Source organism: Streptomyces sp. NPDC008121 (assembly GCF_042957155.1).
GTDB lineage: Bacteria > Actinomycetota > Actinomycetes > Streptomycetales > Streptomycetaceae > Streptomyces.
On the sequence record NZ_JBIBHT010000008.1, the window covers coordinates 362,684 to 377,014 of the forward strand.

At 72.8% G+C, this 14,331-nt stretch carries 16 protein-coding genes and 1 tRNA gene; 14 read left to right on the forward strand and 3 right to left on the reverse strand.

Features of this window, described 5'->3' with window-relative positions:
* The first annotated feature begins 91 nt into the window (after positions 1–91).
* The 13 genes from ACFZBD_RS26710 (at position 92) to ACFZBD_RS26770 (ending at position 12,309) form a co-directional block, all read left to right on the forward strand.
* Complete coding sequence (locus ACFZBD_RS26710; RefSeq protein ID WP_391144107.1) at positions 92–499, forward strand: NADH-quinone oxidoreductase subunit A; 408 nt, start codon at positions 92–94, stop codon at positions 497–499.
* On the forward strand, positions 490–1,098 hold the full coding sequence (locus ACFZBD_RS26715) for an NADH-quinone oxidoreductase subunit NuoB (RefSeq protein ID WP_391144109.1): 609 nt from the start codon (positions 490–492) through the stop codon (positions 1,096–1,098). Before ACFZBD_RS26710 ends, ACFZBD_RS26715 begins: the two co-directional genes overlap by 10 nt.
* Positions 1,095–2,777 carry an NADH-quinone oxidoreductase subunit C gene (locus tag ACFZBD_RS26720; protein ID WP_391144111.1) on the forward strand — a complete coding sequence of 561 codons (1,683 nt, stop codon included), beginning with the start codon at positions 1,095–1,097 and terminating at the stop codon, positions 2,775–2,777. Before ACFZBD_RS26715 ends, ACFZBD_RS26720 begins: the two co-directional genes overlap by 4 nt.
* Positions 2,774–3,742 carry an NADH-quinone oxidoreductase subunit H gene (locus tag ACFZBD_RS26725; protein WP_391144113.1) on the forward strand — a complete coding sequence of 323 codons (969 nt, stop codon included), beginning with the start codon at positions 2,774–2,776 and terminating at the stop codon, positions 3,740–3,742. Before ACFZBD_RS26720 ends, ACFZBD_RS26725 begins: the two co-directional genes overlap by 4 nt.
* Positions 3,742–4,401 (forward strand): 4Fe-4S binding protein, encoded by a 660-nt coding sequence (locus ACFZBD_RS26730; RefSeq protein WP_391144116.1) that lies wholly within the window; start codon positions 3,742–3,744, stop codon positions 4,399–4,401. The genes ACFZBD_RS26725 and ACFZBD_RS26730 overlap by 1 nt, the downstream gene beginning before the upstream one ends.
* The gene (locus ACFZBD_RS26735; RefSeq protein WP_391144119.1) at positions 4,398–5,003 is read left to right on the forward strand and encodes an NADH-quinone oxidoreductase subunit J; all 606 of its coding nucleotides are present in this window, start codon (positions 4,398–4,400) and stop codon (positions 5,001–5,003) included. The genes ACFZBD_RS26730 and ACFZBD_RS26735 overlap by 4 nt, the downstream gene beginning before the upstream one ends.
* Complete coding sequence (nuoK, locus tag ACFZBD_RS26740; protein ID WP_391144122.1) at positions 5,003–5,383, forward strand: NADH-quinone oxidoreductase subunit NuoK; 381 nt, start codon at positions 5,003–5,005, stop codon at positions 5,381–5,383. The genes ACFZBD_RS26735 and nuoK overlap by 1 nt, the downstream gene beginning before the upstream one ends.
* Positions 5,380–7,371 carry an NADH-quinone oxidoreductase subunit L gene (locus ACFZBD_RS26745; RefSeq protein ID WP_391144124.1) on the forward strand — a complete coding sequence of 664 codons (1,992 nt, stop codon included), beginning with the start codon at positions 5,380–5,382 and terminating at the stop codon, positions 7,369–7,371. Before nuoK ends, ACFZBD_RS26745 begins: the two co-directional genes overlap by 4 nt.
* A gap of 27 nt (positions 7,372–7,398) precedes the next feature.
* On the forward strand, positions 7,399–8,952 hold the full coding sequence (locus tag ACFZBD_RS26750) for an NADH-quinone oxidoreductase subunit M (RefSeq protein WP_391144406.1): 1,554 nt from the start codon (positions 7,399–7,401) through the stop codon (positions 8,950–8,952).
* On the forward strand, positions 8,949–10,502 hold the full coding sequence (locus ACFZBD_RS26755; protein WP_391144126.1) for a proton-conducting transporter membrane subunit: 1,554 nt from the start codon (positions 8,949–8,951) through the stop codon (positions 10,500–10,502). Before ACFZBD_RS26750 ends, ACFZBD_RS26755 begins: the two co-directional genes overlap by 4 nt.
* A gap of 199 nt (positions 10,503–10,701) precedes the next feature.
* Positions 10,702–11,565: a zinc metalloprotease HtpX gene (gene htpX / locus ACFZBD_RS26760; RefSeq protein ID WP_391144129.1), complete on the forward strand. Its 864-nt coding sequence runs from the start codon at positions 10,702–10,704 to the stop codon at positions 11,563–11,565.
* A complete protein-coding gene (locus ACFZBD_RS26765; RefSeq protein ID WP_391144131.1) occupies positions 11,562–11,963 on the forward strand; it encodes a YccF domain-containing protein in 402 nt (133 codons plus the stop codon). Before htpX ends, ACFZBD_RS26765 begins: the two co-directional genes overlap by 4 nt.
* Positions 11,964–12,039: 76 nt before the next feature.
* Positions 12,040–12,309 carry a GlsB/YeaQ/YmgE family stress response membrane protein gene (locus tag ACFZBD_RS26770; RefSeq protein ID WP_391144133.1) on the forward strand — a complete coding sequence of 90 codons (270 nt, stop codon included), beginning with the start codon at positions 12,040–12,042 and terminating at the stop codon, positions 12,307–12,309.
* Here the strand turns inward: ACFZBD_RS26770 and ACFZBD_RS26775 are convergent.
* The 3 genes from ACFZBD_RS26775 to ACFZBD_RS26785 form a co-directional block, all read right to left on the reverse strand.
* Complete coding sequence (locus ACFZBD_RS26775) at positions 12,301–12,942, reverse strand: alpha-ketoglutarate-dependent dioxygenase AlkB (RefSeq protein WP_391144136.1); 642 nt, start codon at positions 12,940–12,942, stop codon at positions 12,301–12,303. The genes ACFZBD_RS26770 and ACFZBD_RS26775 overlap by 9 nt on opposite strands.
* On the reverse strand, positions 12,939–13,442 hold the full coding sequence (locus tag ACFZBD_RS26780; RefSeq protein WP_391144139.1) for a methylated-DNA--[protein]-cysteine S-methyltransferase: 504 nt from the start codon (positions 13,440–13,442) through the stop codon (positions 12,939–12,941). Before ACFZBD_RS26780 ends, ACFZBD_RS26775 begins: the two co-directional genes overlap by 4 nt.
* Positions 13,443–13,561: 119 nt before the next feature.
* Positions 13,562–14,050, reverse strand: coding sequence for a YajQ family cyclic di-GMP-binding protein (locus tag ACFZBD_RS26785; protein ID WP_356886185.1), 489 nt, complete (start codon positions 14,048–14,050; stop codon positions 13,562–13,564).
* 183 nt (positions 14,051–14,233) lie between these two features.
* Here ACFZBD_RS26785 and ACFZBD_RS26790 point away from each other — a divergent pair.
* Positions 14,234–14,315, forward strand: a tRNA-Tyr gene (locus ACFZBD_RS26790).
* The last annotated feature ends 16 nt before the right edge of the window (positions 14,316–14,331 follow it).

Below are 14,331 nucleotides of genomic sequence, written 5' to 3' on the forward strand. Positions count from 1 at the left end.
CGCCCACTCCTCGGCACGACCACTTACCCGCTCTTTAGGAGGGCCTAGACTCCCGTCCGTACAGATCGTCGAGACGGGCAGGGAGCGAGGGGTGGACGTGCCGGATCCGACCGTACGGGCGGGACTCGCGGCGGACTACTTCCAGACGTACTCCGTCGTCGGACTGCTCGCCGCCCTCGGCGTGCTCTTCGTCGCCGTCGCCTTCGGCGCGGGCCGGCTGCTGCGGCCCGTCGCGCCGACGCCGGAGAAGCTGCTGACGTACGAGTGCGGCGTCGACCCCGTCGGCGAGGGCTGGGCCCACACCCAGGTCCGCTACTACGTCTACGCTTTTCTGTACGTCATCTTCGCCGTGGACTCGATCTTCCTCTTCCCCTGGGCGACGGTCTTCGCGGCGCCCGGCTACGGCGCGACGACGCTGGTCGAGATGTTCATCTTCCTCGGCTTCCTGGCCGTGGGACTGCTCTACGCGTACAAGAAGGGCGTCCTGTCATGGACGTGACCCCGCAGACTCCCCGGACTCCCCGGACTCCCCAGGGGCCGACGCCGCTGCCGGCGCCGACGCTGGGGCCCCTCGCCCGGCTCGCCCCCGAGCCGATGAAGGTGGTCCTCAACTGGGGCCGCCGCTACAGCCTCTGGGTCTTCAACTTCGGCCTCGCCTGCTGCGCGATCGAGTTCATCGCCGCGTCGATGGCCCGCCACGACTTCATCCGGCTCGGCGTGATCCCCTTCGCGCCCGGACCGCGCCAGGCCGACCTCATGATCGTCTCCGGCACGGTGACGGACAAGATGGCGCCGGCGGTCAGGCGGCTGTACGAGCAGATGCCCGAGCCCAAGTACGTCATCTCGTTCGGCGCCTGCTCCAACTGCGGCGGCCCGTACTGGGACTCGTACTCCGTGACGAAGGGCGTCGACCAGATCATCCCCGTCGACGTCTACGTCCCCGGCTGCCCGCCGCGGCCGGAGGCGCTGCTCCAGGGGATCCTGAAGCTCCAGGAGAAGATCGCCCGGGAGTCCCTGGGCGAGCGCTACGCGGGCCGCGGCCCGTCCGTGGGCCAGCTGACCAGCGGCCTGGTCACCCCGCCGGACGGTGCGAAGTGAACGCGTACGACACCCTGCCGGACTCCGTCACCGAGATCTTCGGCGCGGAGGCGACGGCGGAACGCGCCTACGACCTGCTGACGGTCGACGTGCCGGCCGGTTCCTGGATCGCCGCGCTGGAGACCGCCCGGGACGAGCTGGGCTGCACCTACTTCGACTGGCTGAGCGCGGTCGACGAGCCGGGCACCGGCTTCAAGGTCTGCGCGCACGTCGTGGCGCTGGAGGGCGGCACGGTCCGCCGCCTGCTGGTGCGCACCACCGTCCCGCACGAGGCGGCCTCGCTGCCGACGGCGGTGGAGGTCTACGCGGGCGCGGCCTGGCACGAGCGCGAGACGTACGAGATGTTCGGGGTGACCTTCACCGGCCACCCGAACCTGGTCCCGCTGCTCCTCCCCGAGAACTTCGAGGGCCACCCGCTGCGCAAGGACTTCGTCCTGGCGGCCCGGGTCGCCAAGGCGTGGCCGGGCGCGAAGGAACCGGGGGAGCCTCCGGCCGGTGCGGGCCACGGCGGGCCCAAGCGCCGCCAGATGCTGCCGCCGGGCGTCCCCGATCCGAACGAGTGGGGCCCCCTCAAGGGCCAGCTCCCCCCTGCCCCGGCCCGCACCCCCCGCCCCGCCGCCGACCGACCGCCCCGCCGCACCCGTACGACGACGGAGGGCTCGGCGACCCAGGCGACGGCCCCGGAGACCACGGCTCCCGCACCCGCTCGTCGTACCCGTTCGGTGTCGGAGGGCTCGGCGAGCCAGGCGACCGGCGCGGAGGCGACCCCGGAGGGCTCGGCGAGCCGGGCCACGGCGCCCGAGGCCGGTCCCGCGCGACCGGCGCGCCGGTCGCGCTCGGTGAGCGAAGGCTCGGCGACGCAGCGCGCCGAGGCCCCGGAGCCGCCGGCCGAGGAAGGTGCGGCCGCCCCGACCCGGCCGCCGCGCCGCTCCCGCAGCGCCGCCGACGGCTCGGCGAGCCAGACCCCGGCCGCCCCCACGACCCCGCCCCGCACCCGCAGCACGGACGCCCCCTGGCACCACGCGAAGCCCGCCTTCGACCCGGAGCCCGCGCCGGAGGCCGAAGGCCCTCGCGAAGGCGAGGCAGCCTCCCAGCGCCAGGCGGCTCCCGAGGGCGAAGGCTCCCGCGAGGGCCAGGCAGGCCCCGAGGGCCACCCGGCTCCGGAGGCCCACCCGGCTCGGGAGGGCGGAGCCCCCCGCGGAGGCGAAGCAGTCCCCGAGGCCCACCCGGCTCCCGAGGCGCACCCGGCTCCGGAGGCCGCAGGCCCGCGCGAGAGCCAGGCAGCGCCCGAGGGCGAAGGCTCCCGCGGAGGCGCCCACCCGGCTCCCGAGGGTGACGGCCCCAGCGAGGGCCAGGCAGCCTCCGAGGCCCACCCGGCTCCGGAGGGCGAAGGCTCCCGCGGAGGCGAAGCGGTCCCCGAGCCCCAACCGGCTCCCGAAGGTGATGGCCTCAGCGAGGGCCAGGCAGCCTCCGAGGGCCAGGCGCCCTCCGAAGACGAGGCCCTTCCCGACGCCCCCGACGCCTCCCAAGCCCCCGACGCCCCCGACGCCCCCGAAGACGAGACCACCCCCCCGACCCAGCCCTCCCCCGAAGACCGGCCCTCCCGCCCCGACCGGGCGGCGCGCCCGGAGACGGAGGGTGGGGCCACCGACCGATCCGCCGGAGGCGATCCCGCGTGAACGACGCACTCGACGTCGGCCTCCGGCTGCTCGTCGTCTTCGCCGTGTTCCTCGTGCTGCCCCTCGTCGTCGGCCAGACCGAGCACAAGGTCATGGCCCACATGCAGGGCCGCCTCGGCCCCATGTACGCCGGCGGCTTCCACGGCTGGGCCCAGCTCGTCGCCGACGGCGTGAAGTTCGCGCAGAAGGAGGACGTCGTCCCGGCCGACGCCGACCGCCGCGTCTTCCAGCTCGCACCCGCCGTCGCCCTCCTCCCGTACCTCCTCGTCCTCGTCGCCATCCCCATCGGCCCGAGCGAGGGAGCCGTCGGCCAGGTCGTCGACGCCGGCATCTTCTTCGTGCTCGCCGTCATGGGCGTCGGCGTCCTCGGCAGCCTCATGGCCGGCTGGGCCTCCGCCAACAAGTTCTCCCTGCTCGGGGGGCTCCGTACCGCCGCTCAGCTGCTCGCCTACGAGCTGCCGATGCTCCTCGCCGCCGCCTCCGTCGCGATGGCCGCCGGCACCGTCTCCCTCCCCGGCATCCTGAACGCCTTCGAGTGGTGGTGGCTGCCCTGGCAGATCGTCGGCGCCCTCGTCTTCTTCGTCGCCGGCCTCGCCGAACTCCAGCGGCCGCCGTTCGACATGCCCGTCGCCGACTCGGAGATCATCTTCGGCGCGTACACCGAGTACACCGGCCTGCGGTTCGCTCTCTTCCTGCTCGCCGAGTACGCCGGCATCGTCGTCCTGTGCGGTCTGACCACCGTCCTCTTCCTCGGCGGCTGGCACGGCCCCCTCGGCGCCGACGGCCTCGGCTGGGTCTGGACCCTGCTGAAGACCGCGGTCCTCGCCTTCGTCGTCATCTGGCTGCGCGTGAGCTACCCCCGCCTGCGGGAGGACCAGCTCCAGAAGCTCGCCTGGACGACCCTCGTCCCGCTCGCCCTCGCGCAGATCGCGCTCACCGGCATCGTGAAGGTGTCGATCGTCTAATGGCTCCCATCCCCGGCAGCGGTCTGGCGAAAGGTCTCGCCGTCACCCTGCGCGCGATGACCAAGCGCGCGCACACCGCCCAGTACCCCGACGTCCAGCCCGCGCTGCCGCCCCGCACCCGCGGGGTCATCGGGCTGTTCGAGGAGAACTGCACGGTCTGCATGCTCTGCGCCCGCGAGTGCCCCGACTGGTGCATCTACATCGACTCCCACAAGGAGACGGTCCCCGCCGCCGCCCCCGGCGGCCGCGAGCGCAGCCGCAACGTCCTCGACCGCTTCGCCATCGACTTCTCCCTCTGCATGTACTGCGGGATCTGCATCGAGGTGTGCCCGTTCGACGCGCTGTTCTGGTCGCCGGAGTTCGAGTACGCGGAGACGGACATCCACGAACTCACCCACGAGCGCGACAAGCTCCGCGAGTGGATGTGGACGGTCCCCGAGCCGCCCGCGCTCGACCCGGCCGCCGAGGAGCCGAAGGAGATCGCCGCGGCCCGCAAGGCCGTCGAGAAGCAGGCCGCCGCCGAAGCCGCCGCCCAGGCCGCCCAAGCGCAGCCCGAGGCCCAGACCCCCGGCGCCCCCGGCACCCCTGAGACCCCCGGCCCTTCCGGCGCCCCCGGCACCCCCGGCCCCTCCGGCCCCTCCGAGGGAGGCCCCGCGTGAACCTCGCCGCCGCCCACCCCGGCTTCCTCTCGCCCACCGGCGTCGAGATCGCCTTCCTCCTCGTCGGTCTCGTCACCCTCGGCGCGGCCGTCGTCTCGGTGACCACCCGGCAGCTCGTCCACGCCGCGCTGTGGCTGGTCGTCGCGCTCGGCGGCATCGCCGTCGAGTACCTCCTCCTCACCGCCGAGTTCATCGCCTGGGTCCAGGTGCTGATCTACGTCGGTTCCGTCGTCGTCCTCCTCCTCTTCGGTCTCATGCTCACCAGGGCCCCCATCGGCCGCTCCCCGGACGCCGACTCGAACAACCGGCCGGTCGCCCTCGCGGTGGCCCTGGCGGCGGCCGCCGCGCTCGTCTGGGTCGTGGTCGACGCGTTCCGTACGACCTGGATCGACCTGGACGGTCCCGCCCAGGGCTCCACCGCGGTCTCCGGCGAGATCCTCTTCCGGCACTGGGTGCTGCCCTTCGAGGCGCTGTCCGTCCTCCTCCTGGCCGCTCTGGTCGGCGCGATCGTGCTCTCCCGCAAGGACACCGACAGGACGGCCGCCCCCCAGGGCGCCCCGCGCACCGCCAAGACCGCGCCGAAGGACGGGACCGGGAACTGATGCACCTCGCCTACCCCGCCGTCCTCGCCGCCCTGCTCTTCTGCGTCGGCCTCTACGGCGTCCTCGCCCGCCGCAACGCGATCCTGGTCCTGATGTCCGTCGAGCTGATGCTCAACGCCGTCAACCTCAACCTGGTCGCCTTCGACGTCTGGCTCCGCGACACCCTCCACGCCGGCCAGGCCCTCACCCTCTTCGTCATCGCCATCGCCGCCGCCGAGATCGGCATCGGACTCGCGATCGTCCTGATGGTCTACCGCAACCGCGGCACCTCGGACGTCGACCGCCTCCGGGACACCGCCGAGCCCACCGGCCCCGACAGCCCCCGGCCCGGCACGCCGGAGAACCCGTCCGACGACGAGAAGGCCGAGGCCACCGCGTGACCACCACGACCCTCGCCGTCCTCGTCCCCCTCCTGCCCTTCCTCGGCTCCGCCGCCGGCCTCCTCCTGGGCCGCACCGCCCCCGGCTTCGTCCGCCCGCTGGCCGTCCTTCCGGTCCTCGCCGCCGCCGTCCTCGCAGTCCTCGTCGCCGTCCGCCAAGGCGGCGGCACCACCCTCGAGGCCGCCACCCGGCTCACCCCGACCGGCTCCGTCCCCATCGACCTGGCCCTGCGCATCGACGGCTTCGCCGCCCTCGCCGCCGTCCTGGTCGGCGTGGTCGCCACCTGCGTGCAGATCTACTCGACCGGATACCTCCGCGACGACCCGCGCTACCCCTCGTACGCCGCCCTCGTCTCCCTCTTCACCTCCGCCATGCTGCTCGTCGTCTACTCCGGCGACCTGATGGTGCTGCTGGTCGGCTGGGAGATCATGGGCATCTGCTCGTACTTCCTGGTCGGGCACTACTGGGAGACCCCGGAGGCGCGCGCCGCCTCCCTCAAGGCGTTCCTCGTCACCAAGCTCGGCGATGTCCCCTTCCTCATCGGGCTCTTCGCGCTCGCCGCCGACGCCGGCACCTTCCGGATCGGCGGGATCCTCGGCGCCGTCGCCGCCGGCGGCCTCGACCACCCGACGCTGATCGCGCTGCTGCTCCTCGCCGGAGTCGCCGGCAAGTCCGCGCAGTTCCCGCTGCACACCTGGCTCCCCGACGCGATGGCCGGCCCGACCCCCGTCTCCGCCCTGATCCACGCGGCGACCATGGTCGCCGCCGGCATCTACTTCGTGGCCCGCCTCCTCCCCGTCTTCGCCGCCTCGGCCGCCGCCCTGACCGTGCTCGCGGTGATGGCCGCGATCACGATGGTCGGCTCGGGGCTCGCCGCCCTCGCCCAGGACGACATCAAGCGGGTCCTCGCCTACTCGACCATCGGCCAGCTCGGCTACATGGCCGGCGCCCTCGCCGTCGGCGACCGCGGGGCCGCCGTCTTCCACCTCCTGTCCCACGGCGCCTTCAAGGCGCTGCTCTTCCTCGCCGCCGGCGCCGTCATCCACGCCGCCGGCACGAACTCCCTCTCGGCCATGTCCCGGATGAGCGGCCTGACCAAGCGGGTCCCCGACGCGTACTGGACGATGACCATCGCCCTCCTCGCGCTGGCCGCGCTCCCGCCGTTCGCCGGCTTCTTCTCCAAGGAAGCCGTCCTCGTGGCCGCCGAGCACACCGCCCTCGGAGACCGGACCGTCGCCCCCGCCGGGGCCGGCTGGACCGTCCTCGTCGCCGGCCTCCTCACCGCCCTGCTGACCGCCGCCTACGCGACGCGCCTCTGGCTCCTGGCCTTCCGGGGCCGGGGCACCGAGGCCCCCGACCACGGCCGCCAGCCGCTCGCCATGACCACCGTCCTGTGGGTGCTCGCGGTCCCCTCCCTCGGCTTCGGCCTCTCCGTCACGTACCTCGACGACTGGTTCGACGGCCACGCCCTCACCCCGACCGTCACCACCGCCGTCCTCGGCACGGGCCTCGCCGTCGCCGGCGGGCTGGTCACCTTCGCGGTCTGGCAGCGCACCCGCGCCCTCGCGGCCCGCACCCCGATCGGCGCGGTCGCCGCCCACCCCGAGGGCGGCGCCGGGCTCGTCGAGGCCGAGGCCATCGCCGGCCACGCCCCCGCCTACGGCGACGTCGCCTCCGCCCAGGACCCCGCCGACCCCGGCCGCGTCCTCCTCGGCCCGCTGCACCGGCACGCCGCCACCGGCTTCCACCTGGACGCCGTCTACAGCACCCTCTTCGTCCGCCCCGTCCTGGCCGCCGCCTCCCTGGTCCGCTTCCTGGACCGCGAGGTCGTCGACACCTACGTCAACGGCGCGGGCACCGGCACCCGCTGGCTGGGATGGCTCGTCCGCCGCGCCCAGACCGGCAACGTGCAGACCTATCTCAGCGCCCTGCTCGCCGGCTCCGTCGTCCTGGCGATCGCCGCCGTACTCGTCGCCGCCGGAGCGTGAGCCGTGATCGATATCAGCGAATCCGTGATGCAGTTCCTTCTCGTGGCGATCGTCGCCGGGCCGCTCGTCGGCGCCGCCGCCGCGCTCCTGCCCGCGCCCCCCGGCCTCAAGGGCACCTCACCCGCCCAGGCCGTGCTCCGCCACGGCGTCACCGTCACCGGCGTCATCCTGGCCGCCACGATCGTCCTCGCCCTCGGCTTCGACCACGACCGGCCGTCGAGGATGCAGGCGAGCACGGACATCACCTGGATCCCCGCCCTCGACGTGCGGATCCACCTCGGTGTCGACGGCATCTCCCTCCCCCTCCTGGTCATGACGGCGCTGCTGACCTTCCTCTGCGCGCTGTACAGCTACTTCAAGATGCCCACGGGCCCGTCCCCGAAGGCCTTCGTCGCCCTGCTGCTCGTCCTCGAGTCCGGCACCCTGGCCACCTTCGCCGTCCTCGACCTGGTGCTGTTCTTCCTGGCCTTCGAGATGGTCCTCATCCCGATGTACTTCCTCATCGCCCGCTGGGGCGGCGAGGGCAGGCAGGCCGCCGCCTGGAAGTTCATCCTCTTCACCCTCCTCGGCTCCGTCGTCATGCTGCTCGGCCTGCTCCTCATCGGCCTGAAGGCGGGCACGTTCGACATGGTGGCACTGGCCACTGACAACGGCCGTGGACTGACCACGTCCGTGCAGGTCATCGCCGTTCTCGCGATCGGCCTCGGGCTCGCCGTGAAGACCCCCATGTGGCCCCTGCACAGCTGGCTCCCCGACGCCCACACGGCCGCCCCGACCGTCGGCTCCGTGCTCCTCGCCGGCGTCCTGCTCAAGATGGGCACGTACGGCTTCGTACGCATCCTCCTGCCGGTCGCCCCCGACGGCATGCGCGTCTTCGCGCCCTACCTCGCCGCCTTCGCCGTCGCCGGGATCATCTACGGCTCCCTCGCCTGCCTCGCCCTCGCCAGGCCCGGCAACAAGGGCGACCTCAAGCGCCTGATCGCGTACTCCTCCGTCGGCCACATGGGCTTCGTCCTCCTCGGCATCGCGACCATGACCCCCACCGGAGTCAACGGCGCGCTCTTCGCCAACATCGCCCACGGCCTCATCACCGGCCTGCTCTTCTTCCTCGTCGGCGCCCTCAAGGACCGGTACGGGACCGCCGACCTCGACACCCTCGCCGGCGCCACCGGAGCCGCCCTCTACGGCCGCGCGCCGCGCCTCGGCGGTCTGCTCGCCTTCGCCGCCGTCGCCTCCCTCGGACTGCCCGGCCTCGCGGGCTTCTGGGGCGAGATGCTGGCCCTCTTCGGTGCCTTCGACCCGGCCGAGGGCCTCAGCCGCCCCGCCTTCCTCACCTTCATGGCGATCGGCGCCTTCGGCACCCTCCTCACGGCCGCCTACCTCCTCCTCGTCGTCCGCCGCGTCTGCATGGGCGGGCCGCGCGCCGACGACGGGACGGTGGTCGCCGACGTCCGGGGCTACGAGTTCGCCGCCTGGACCCCGCTCGTCGCCCTCACCGTCCTCGCCGGGCTGTGGCCCGCGGTCCTCCTCGGCCTCACCGACCCGGCCGTGCAGCAGCTCCTCGCCGGAGGCAAGCAGTGACCCCTACAGCCGCGAGCCTCGTCCAGTCCGTCGACTGGCTCACGATCGCGCCCCCCACCCTCACCGCGGTGGCCGCCCTCGCCGTCCTCGTCGCCGACCTCTTCGTCCCCGCCCGGCACAAGCGGCTCCTCGGCTGGACCGCGATCGCCGGCCTCGTCGCCTCGATCGCCCTGCTGGTCCCCCTGCGGGCCGGCGACCGCTCCACCTTCTGCCTCACCCCCGAGGCCGCCGAGGCCGCGGAGATGGCCCAGAACGGCGCAGGCCTCGCCGGCTGCAGCTACACCGCCGACCACTTCACGCTGGTCATCCAGCTCCTGGTGCTCGGCGGCGCGCTCCTGACCGCCCTCCTCTCGCTCTCCGACACCGAGGAGAAGCTGCCCGCGGGGGAGTACTGGTTCCTGCTGCTCTCCTCGGCCGCCGGCGCCGCGCTGCTGCCCGCCTCGCGCGACCTGGCGACCCTCGTCGTCGCCCTCGAAGTGGCGTCGCTGCCCGCCTTCGCGCTCGTGGGCCTGCGCCGCGGCGACCGGATGTCCAGCGAGGCGGCGCTGAAGTTCTTCCTCTCCTCCGTCACCGCGACCGCCGTCACCCTCCTCGGCGTCAGCTTCGTGTACGCGGCGACCGGCACCCTGCATCTCACGGAGATCGCCCAGCGCCTCGGCGACGTCCCGGGGCAGCTGGAGACCCTCGCCGAGGCGGGCGTGGTCCTCACCCTGATCGGTTTCGCCTTCAAGACGGCCGCCGTCCCCTTCCACTTCTGGGTCCCCGACACCTACGTCGGCGCCCCGCTGCCCGTCGCCGGCTACCTCTCCGTGGTCGGCAAGGCCGTCGGCTTCACCGGCCTCATCCTGGTGACCGTCGTCGCGTTCCCCTCGTACGCCGACGTCTGGGGCCCGGCCCTCACCGTCCTCGCCGCGCTCACCATGACCGTCGGCAACGTGGCCGCCCTCCGGCAGGCCTCCACGCGCGCGTGGAGCGCGGTCCGGCTCCTCGCCTGGTCCTCCGTCGCCCAGGCCGGCTACCTCCTGGTGCCGATCGCCGCCGCCGCGTACTCCGGCGACGACCAGATCGGCGCCACCGTCGCGTACGCCCTGATGTACGCCGTCGTGAACCTCGGCGCGTTCGCGGTGGCCGCGCTCGTCGCCCGCAGCCACCCGCGCAACCGGATCGCCGACTACCGCGGCCTGTACGCCACCCGGCCGCTCACCGCCCTCGTCATGGGCTTCTTCCTGCTCAACCTGGCGGGCCTGCCGCCGGGCATCATCGGCCTCTTCGCCAAGGTCACCGTCTTCTCCGCCGCCGTCGACGCGGGGCTGGGCTGGCTCGCCGTGATCATGGGCGTGAACGTCGTGATCGGGCTGGTCTACTACCTCCGGTGGACGGCCCTCCTCTTCCGCGCGCCGCAGGGCGCGGAGGCGGCGGACGGCGCACCGGTCCCCGTCCGCGTCCCGGCCGCGCTGACCACGGCGATCGCCCTCACCGCCGTGGCGGGCGTCGTCCTCTCGGGCTACCCGCAGATCGCCCTCCGCTTCGCGGCGGACAGCCTCTTCTGACCCCCGGGGCCGGCCGCCCGCCACCGCCCGGGGCCCGCCCCCCGAGGCGTCCGCCACCCGAACGGCCCACACCGCCCCCCGGTACGGCCCGGGGAACCCGCGCCTCCCGCCTGGCGTTGACCAGTACGGGAGGGTCCACTGGACGAGTGGACCAGTAACTGGCAGAGGGTTCCCCGCCGCACCACTTGGAGGGCGTACCGTGCACCGCCGGCACAACGGGCTGAGGACCGCCGTACTCCTCGGAGGGCTCTCGGCCCTCATCATCCTCATCGGCAGCTTCTTCGGACGTACGGGACTGATCGTCGCGCTCGTCGTGGCGCTCGGCACCAACGCGTACGCCTACTGGAACAGCGACAAGCTGGCGCTGCGGGCCATGCGGGCCCGCCCGGTGAGCGAGTTCGAGGCCCCCGCCCTCTACCGGACGGTCCGCGAGCTCTCCACCCAGGCCCGCCAGCCCATGCCCCGGCTCTACATCTCGCCCACCCAGGCACCCAACGCCTTCGCCACCGGCCGCAACCCGCGCAACGCCGCCGTGTGCTGCACCGAGGGCATCCTGAGCATCCTCGACGAACGCGAGCTGCGCGGGGTCCTCGGCCACGAACTGAGCCACGTCTACAACCGCGACATCCTGATCTCCTCGGTCGCCGGAGCGCTCGCCTCCGTCATCCTCTTCCTGGTCAACTTCGCCTGGCTGATCCCGGTCGGCCGCTCCAGCGACGACGACGGCCCCGGCCTCCTCGGCATGCTCCTGATCATGATCCTCGGCCCCGTCGCCGCCTCCGTCATCCAGCTCGCCATCAGCCGGTCGCGGGAGTACGAGGCGGACGCCTCCGGCGCCCAGCTCACCGGCGACCCGCTTGCCCTGGCCAGCGCCCTGCGCAAACTCGAAGCGGGCACGAAGCAGCTCCCGTTGCCGCCCGAGCCGAGGATCGAGACCGCGAGCCACATGATGATCGCCAACCCCTTCCGGCCCGGCCAGGGGCTCACGAAGATGTTCTCGACGCACCCGCCGATGGCGGAGCGCATCGCCCGACTCGAGCAGATGGCAGGTCGACGCCCGTGAACACCATCCTCAACGTCATCTGGCTGATCCTGTGCGGCCTCTGGATGTTCCTCGGCTACATGCTGGCGGGCGTCCTGCTGTGCATCACGATCATCGGCGTCCCGTTCGGGCTCGCCGCCTTCCGGATCGGCGTCTACGCCCTCTGGCCCTTCGGCTACACCGTCGTCGACCGCCACGACGCCGGCGCGCCCTCCTGCGTCGGCAACGTCCTGTGGCTGATTCTCGCGGGCTGGTGGCTGGCGCTCAGCCACATCGTCACCGGCATCGCGCTCTGCATCACGATCATCGGCATCCCGCTGGGCATCGCCAACTTCAAGCTCGTCCCGGTCTCCCTGCTGCCCCTCGGCAAGGAGATCGTCCCCAGCGACCAGCCCTTCGTCGCCCGCCGGACGTACTGACCACGAGCGGCGCCGCGACGAGCCCGCGGGGGCGGGCCCCGCAACCCGACCCCGCCCCGCGGGCGTCCTTCCCGGCATGAGCATCATCAGCTGGATCGTCCTCGGCCTGCTCGCCGGCGTCATCGCCAAGGTCCTGCTGCCCGGCAGGGACCCGGGCGGCCTCATCGGCACCACCCTCATAGGCGTCGCGGGCGCCTTCGTCGGCGGCTGGATCTCCGCGCGCTTCCTGGACCGCCCGATCAGCACGGAGTTCTACGACGGCGCCACCTGGCTCTCCGCCATCGGCGGCGCGCTGGTCCTGCTGATCGCCTACCGGATCCTTTTCGGCCACTCACGCTCACGCTGAAGACGGGCCCGGGAGCCCGGTGTCCCGCAGGGTGATGTTGAGCCGCCCGGTCAGGCCTAGCTCCGCGTCGGCCGTCCCCGGACACACCTTCGGCACCCCGTGGTACGCGAAACGCGAAGGGCCGCCGAAGACGAAGAGGTCGCCGGAGGCCAACTCCACGTCCGTATAGGGCCGCCCCCGGTTCTCGGTGTTCCCGAACCGGAAGACACAGGTGTCACCCAGGCTCAACGACACCACCGGCGCCCCGGACCGCTCCTCCTTGTCCTGGTGCATGCCCATCCGCGCGCCGGCGTCGTAGAAGTTCACCAGCGCCGTGTCGGGCGTGAAACCGCCGTGCTCGCCGTACGCCTCCACCAGCGCCTCCCGCCCCAGCGCGGCGAGCCAGTCGGGAAGTCCGACCGCCACGTCGGGCAGATAGCGGTACGGCTCCCAGCGCCGCCCCAGACACAGCGACCGCACCGACATCACCCCGCCGCCCGGCAGCACGGTGTGCCGGTACGGCAGGGGCCCGCGCCCCCACTCCCGGCAGGCCGCGACCAACTCCCGCTGCCGGGCGGGCGACAGCCACCCGGGCACGTGCACCGCGCCCGGCGCGACCACGGCCCGCTCGCGCGGGAACAGCCCCTCGGTCACCCCCGGGCGCCCTCGAGCCCCAGGAGCCGCTCCTTGCGCTCCAGACCGGCGGCGTACCCGCGCAGACTCCCGTCCGCGCCGATCACCCGGTGACACGGCCGCACCACCAGCAGCGGATTGCGCCCGATCGCGGTACCGACCGCCCGCACCCCCGCCCCGGAGGCGCCGACCAGCCGCGCGATGTCCCCGTACGAGACGGTCGAGCCGTACGGGATGCCGTCGAGCGCCGACCAGACCCGCCGCTGGAACTCCGTCCCGCTCTCGGCGTACACGAGGTCGAAACGATCCCGCCGCCCGGCGAAGTACTCGTCCAACTGCCCGGCGACGGCCGCGAAAAGCCCCGGCGCGTGCCGCCAGCCGTCCCCGACGGCGACGGCACCCTTCTGCCCGGGCAGCGACAACGACGCGAGCCGCGCGCCACCGTCCTCGGCGACCCGGCCGACCAGCAGCATCTCCCCGAGAGGGCTGTCGACACGGGCGTACACGGTCTCGGGGGTCATGGCTGCTTCCTCTCCTCGCACGCTCGGTCCGCTGTCCAGTCTGCGAGGGCGCGCGGGGGTGACGCTGGCGGTTTTCGGACAGCCAGTCCGGGGGTCCGGCAGGCCGTCCCGCGCGCGTCCTAGCGGTAGTTCACGAACTGGATCGCGAAGTCGAAGTCCTTGCCCTTGAGCAGCGCCTGCACGGCCTGCAGGTCGTCCCGGCTCTTCGAGCTGACCCGCAGCTCGTCACCCTGGACCTGCGCCTTGACGCCCTTGGGGCCCTCGTCGCGGATGACCTTGGAGACCTTCTTGGCGTTCTCCTGGGAGATGCCCTCCTCGATCGTCGCGAAGATCTTGTACTCCTTGCCGGACAGCTGCGGCTCGCCCGCGTCCAGCGACTTCAGCGAGATCCCGCGCTTGATCAGCTTCGTCTCGAAGATGTCGAGGATCGCCTTGACCCGCTCCTCGCCATTGGCCTGCATCAGGATCTTCTCGCCCTGCCAGGAGATCGAGGCGTCGGTGCCCTTGAAGTCGTAGCGCTGCGAGATCTCCTTCGCCGCCTGGTTGAGGGCGTTGTCGACCTCCTGCCGCTCGACCTTGGAGACGATGTCGAAACTGGAGTCGGCCATGACGTGTGGCTCCTTGCGTCGAATGCGTTGCGGTTGCGTGGGATGTACGGCCCAAGCCTAGTCACCCGCACCCACCCCGACGGCTGATCAATCCGGTGGCGGACCACCCCCACGGATCAGGTATCGTTTACGTCGTTGCCACGGAGCACCGCCCACAAGCGGCTCCCGGCAGCGACATCCCATGGCGGTGTGCCCGAGTGGCCAATGGGAGCGGACTGTAAATCCGTCGGCTTAGCCTACCCAGGTTCGAATCCTGGCGCCGCCACGCGATAGAGAAGGTC

What these genes read in the sequence shown, in the direction of transcription:
- ACFZBD_RS26730 (WP_391144116.1), top strand. Translation starts at nt 3,742, where the DNA reads ATGGCTCCCATCCCCGGCAGCGGTCTGGCGAAAGGTCTCGCCGTCACC.
- ACFZBD_RS26780 (WP_391144139.1), bottom strand. Translation starts at nt 13,442, where the DNA reads ATGACCCCCGAGACCGTGTACGCCCGTGTCGACAGCCCTCTCGGGGAG.
- nuoK (WP_391144122.1), top strand. Translation starts at nt 5,003, where the DNA reads ATGCACCTCGCCTACCCCGCCGTCCTCGCCGCCCTGCTCTTCTGCGTC.
- ACFZBD_RS26770 (WP_391144133.1), top strand. Translation starts at nt 12,040, where the DNA reads ATGAGCATCATCAGCTGGATCGTCCTCGGCCTGCTCGCCGGCGTCATC.
- ACFZBD_RS26750 (WP_391144406.1), top strand. Translation starts at nt 7,399, where the DNA reads ATGCAGTTCCTTCTCGTGGCGATCGTCGCCGGGCCGCTCGTCGGCGCC.
- ACFZBD_RS26785 (WP_356886185.1), bottom strand. Translation starts at nt 14,050, where the DNA reads ATGGCCGACTCCAGTTTCGACATCGTCTCCAAGGTCGAGCGGCAGGAG.
- ACFZBD_RS26715 (WP_391144109.1), top strand. Translation starts at nt 490, where the DNA reads ATGGACGTGACCCCGCAGACTCCCCGGACTCCCCGGACTCCCCAGGGG.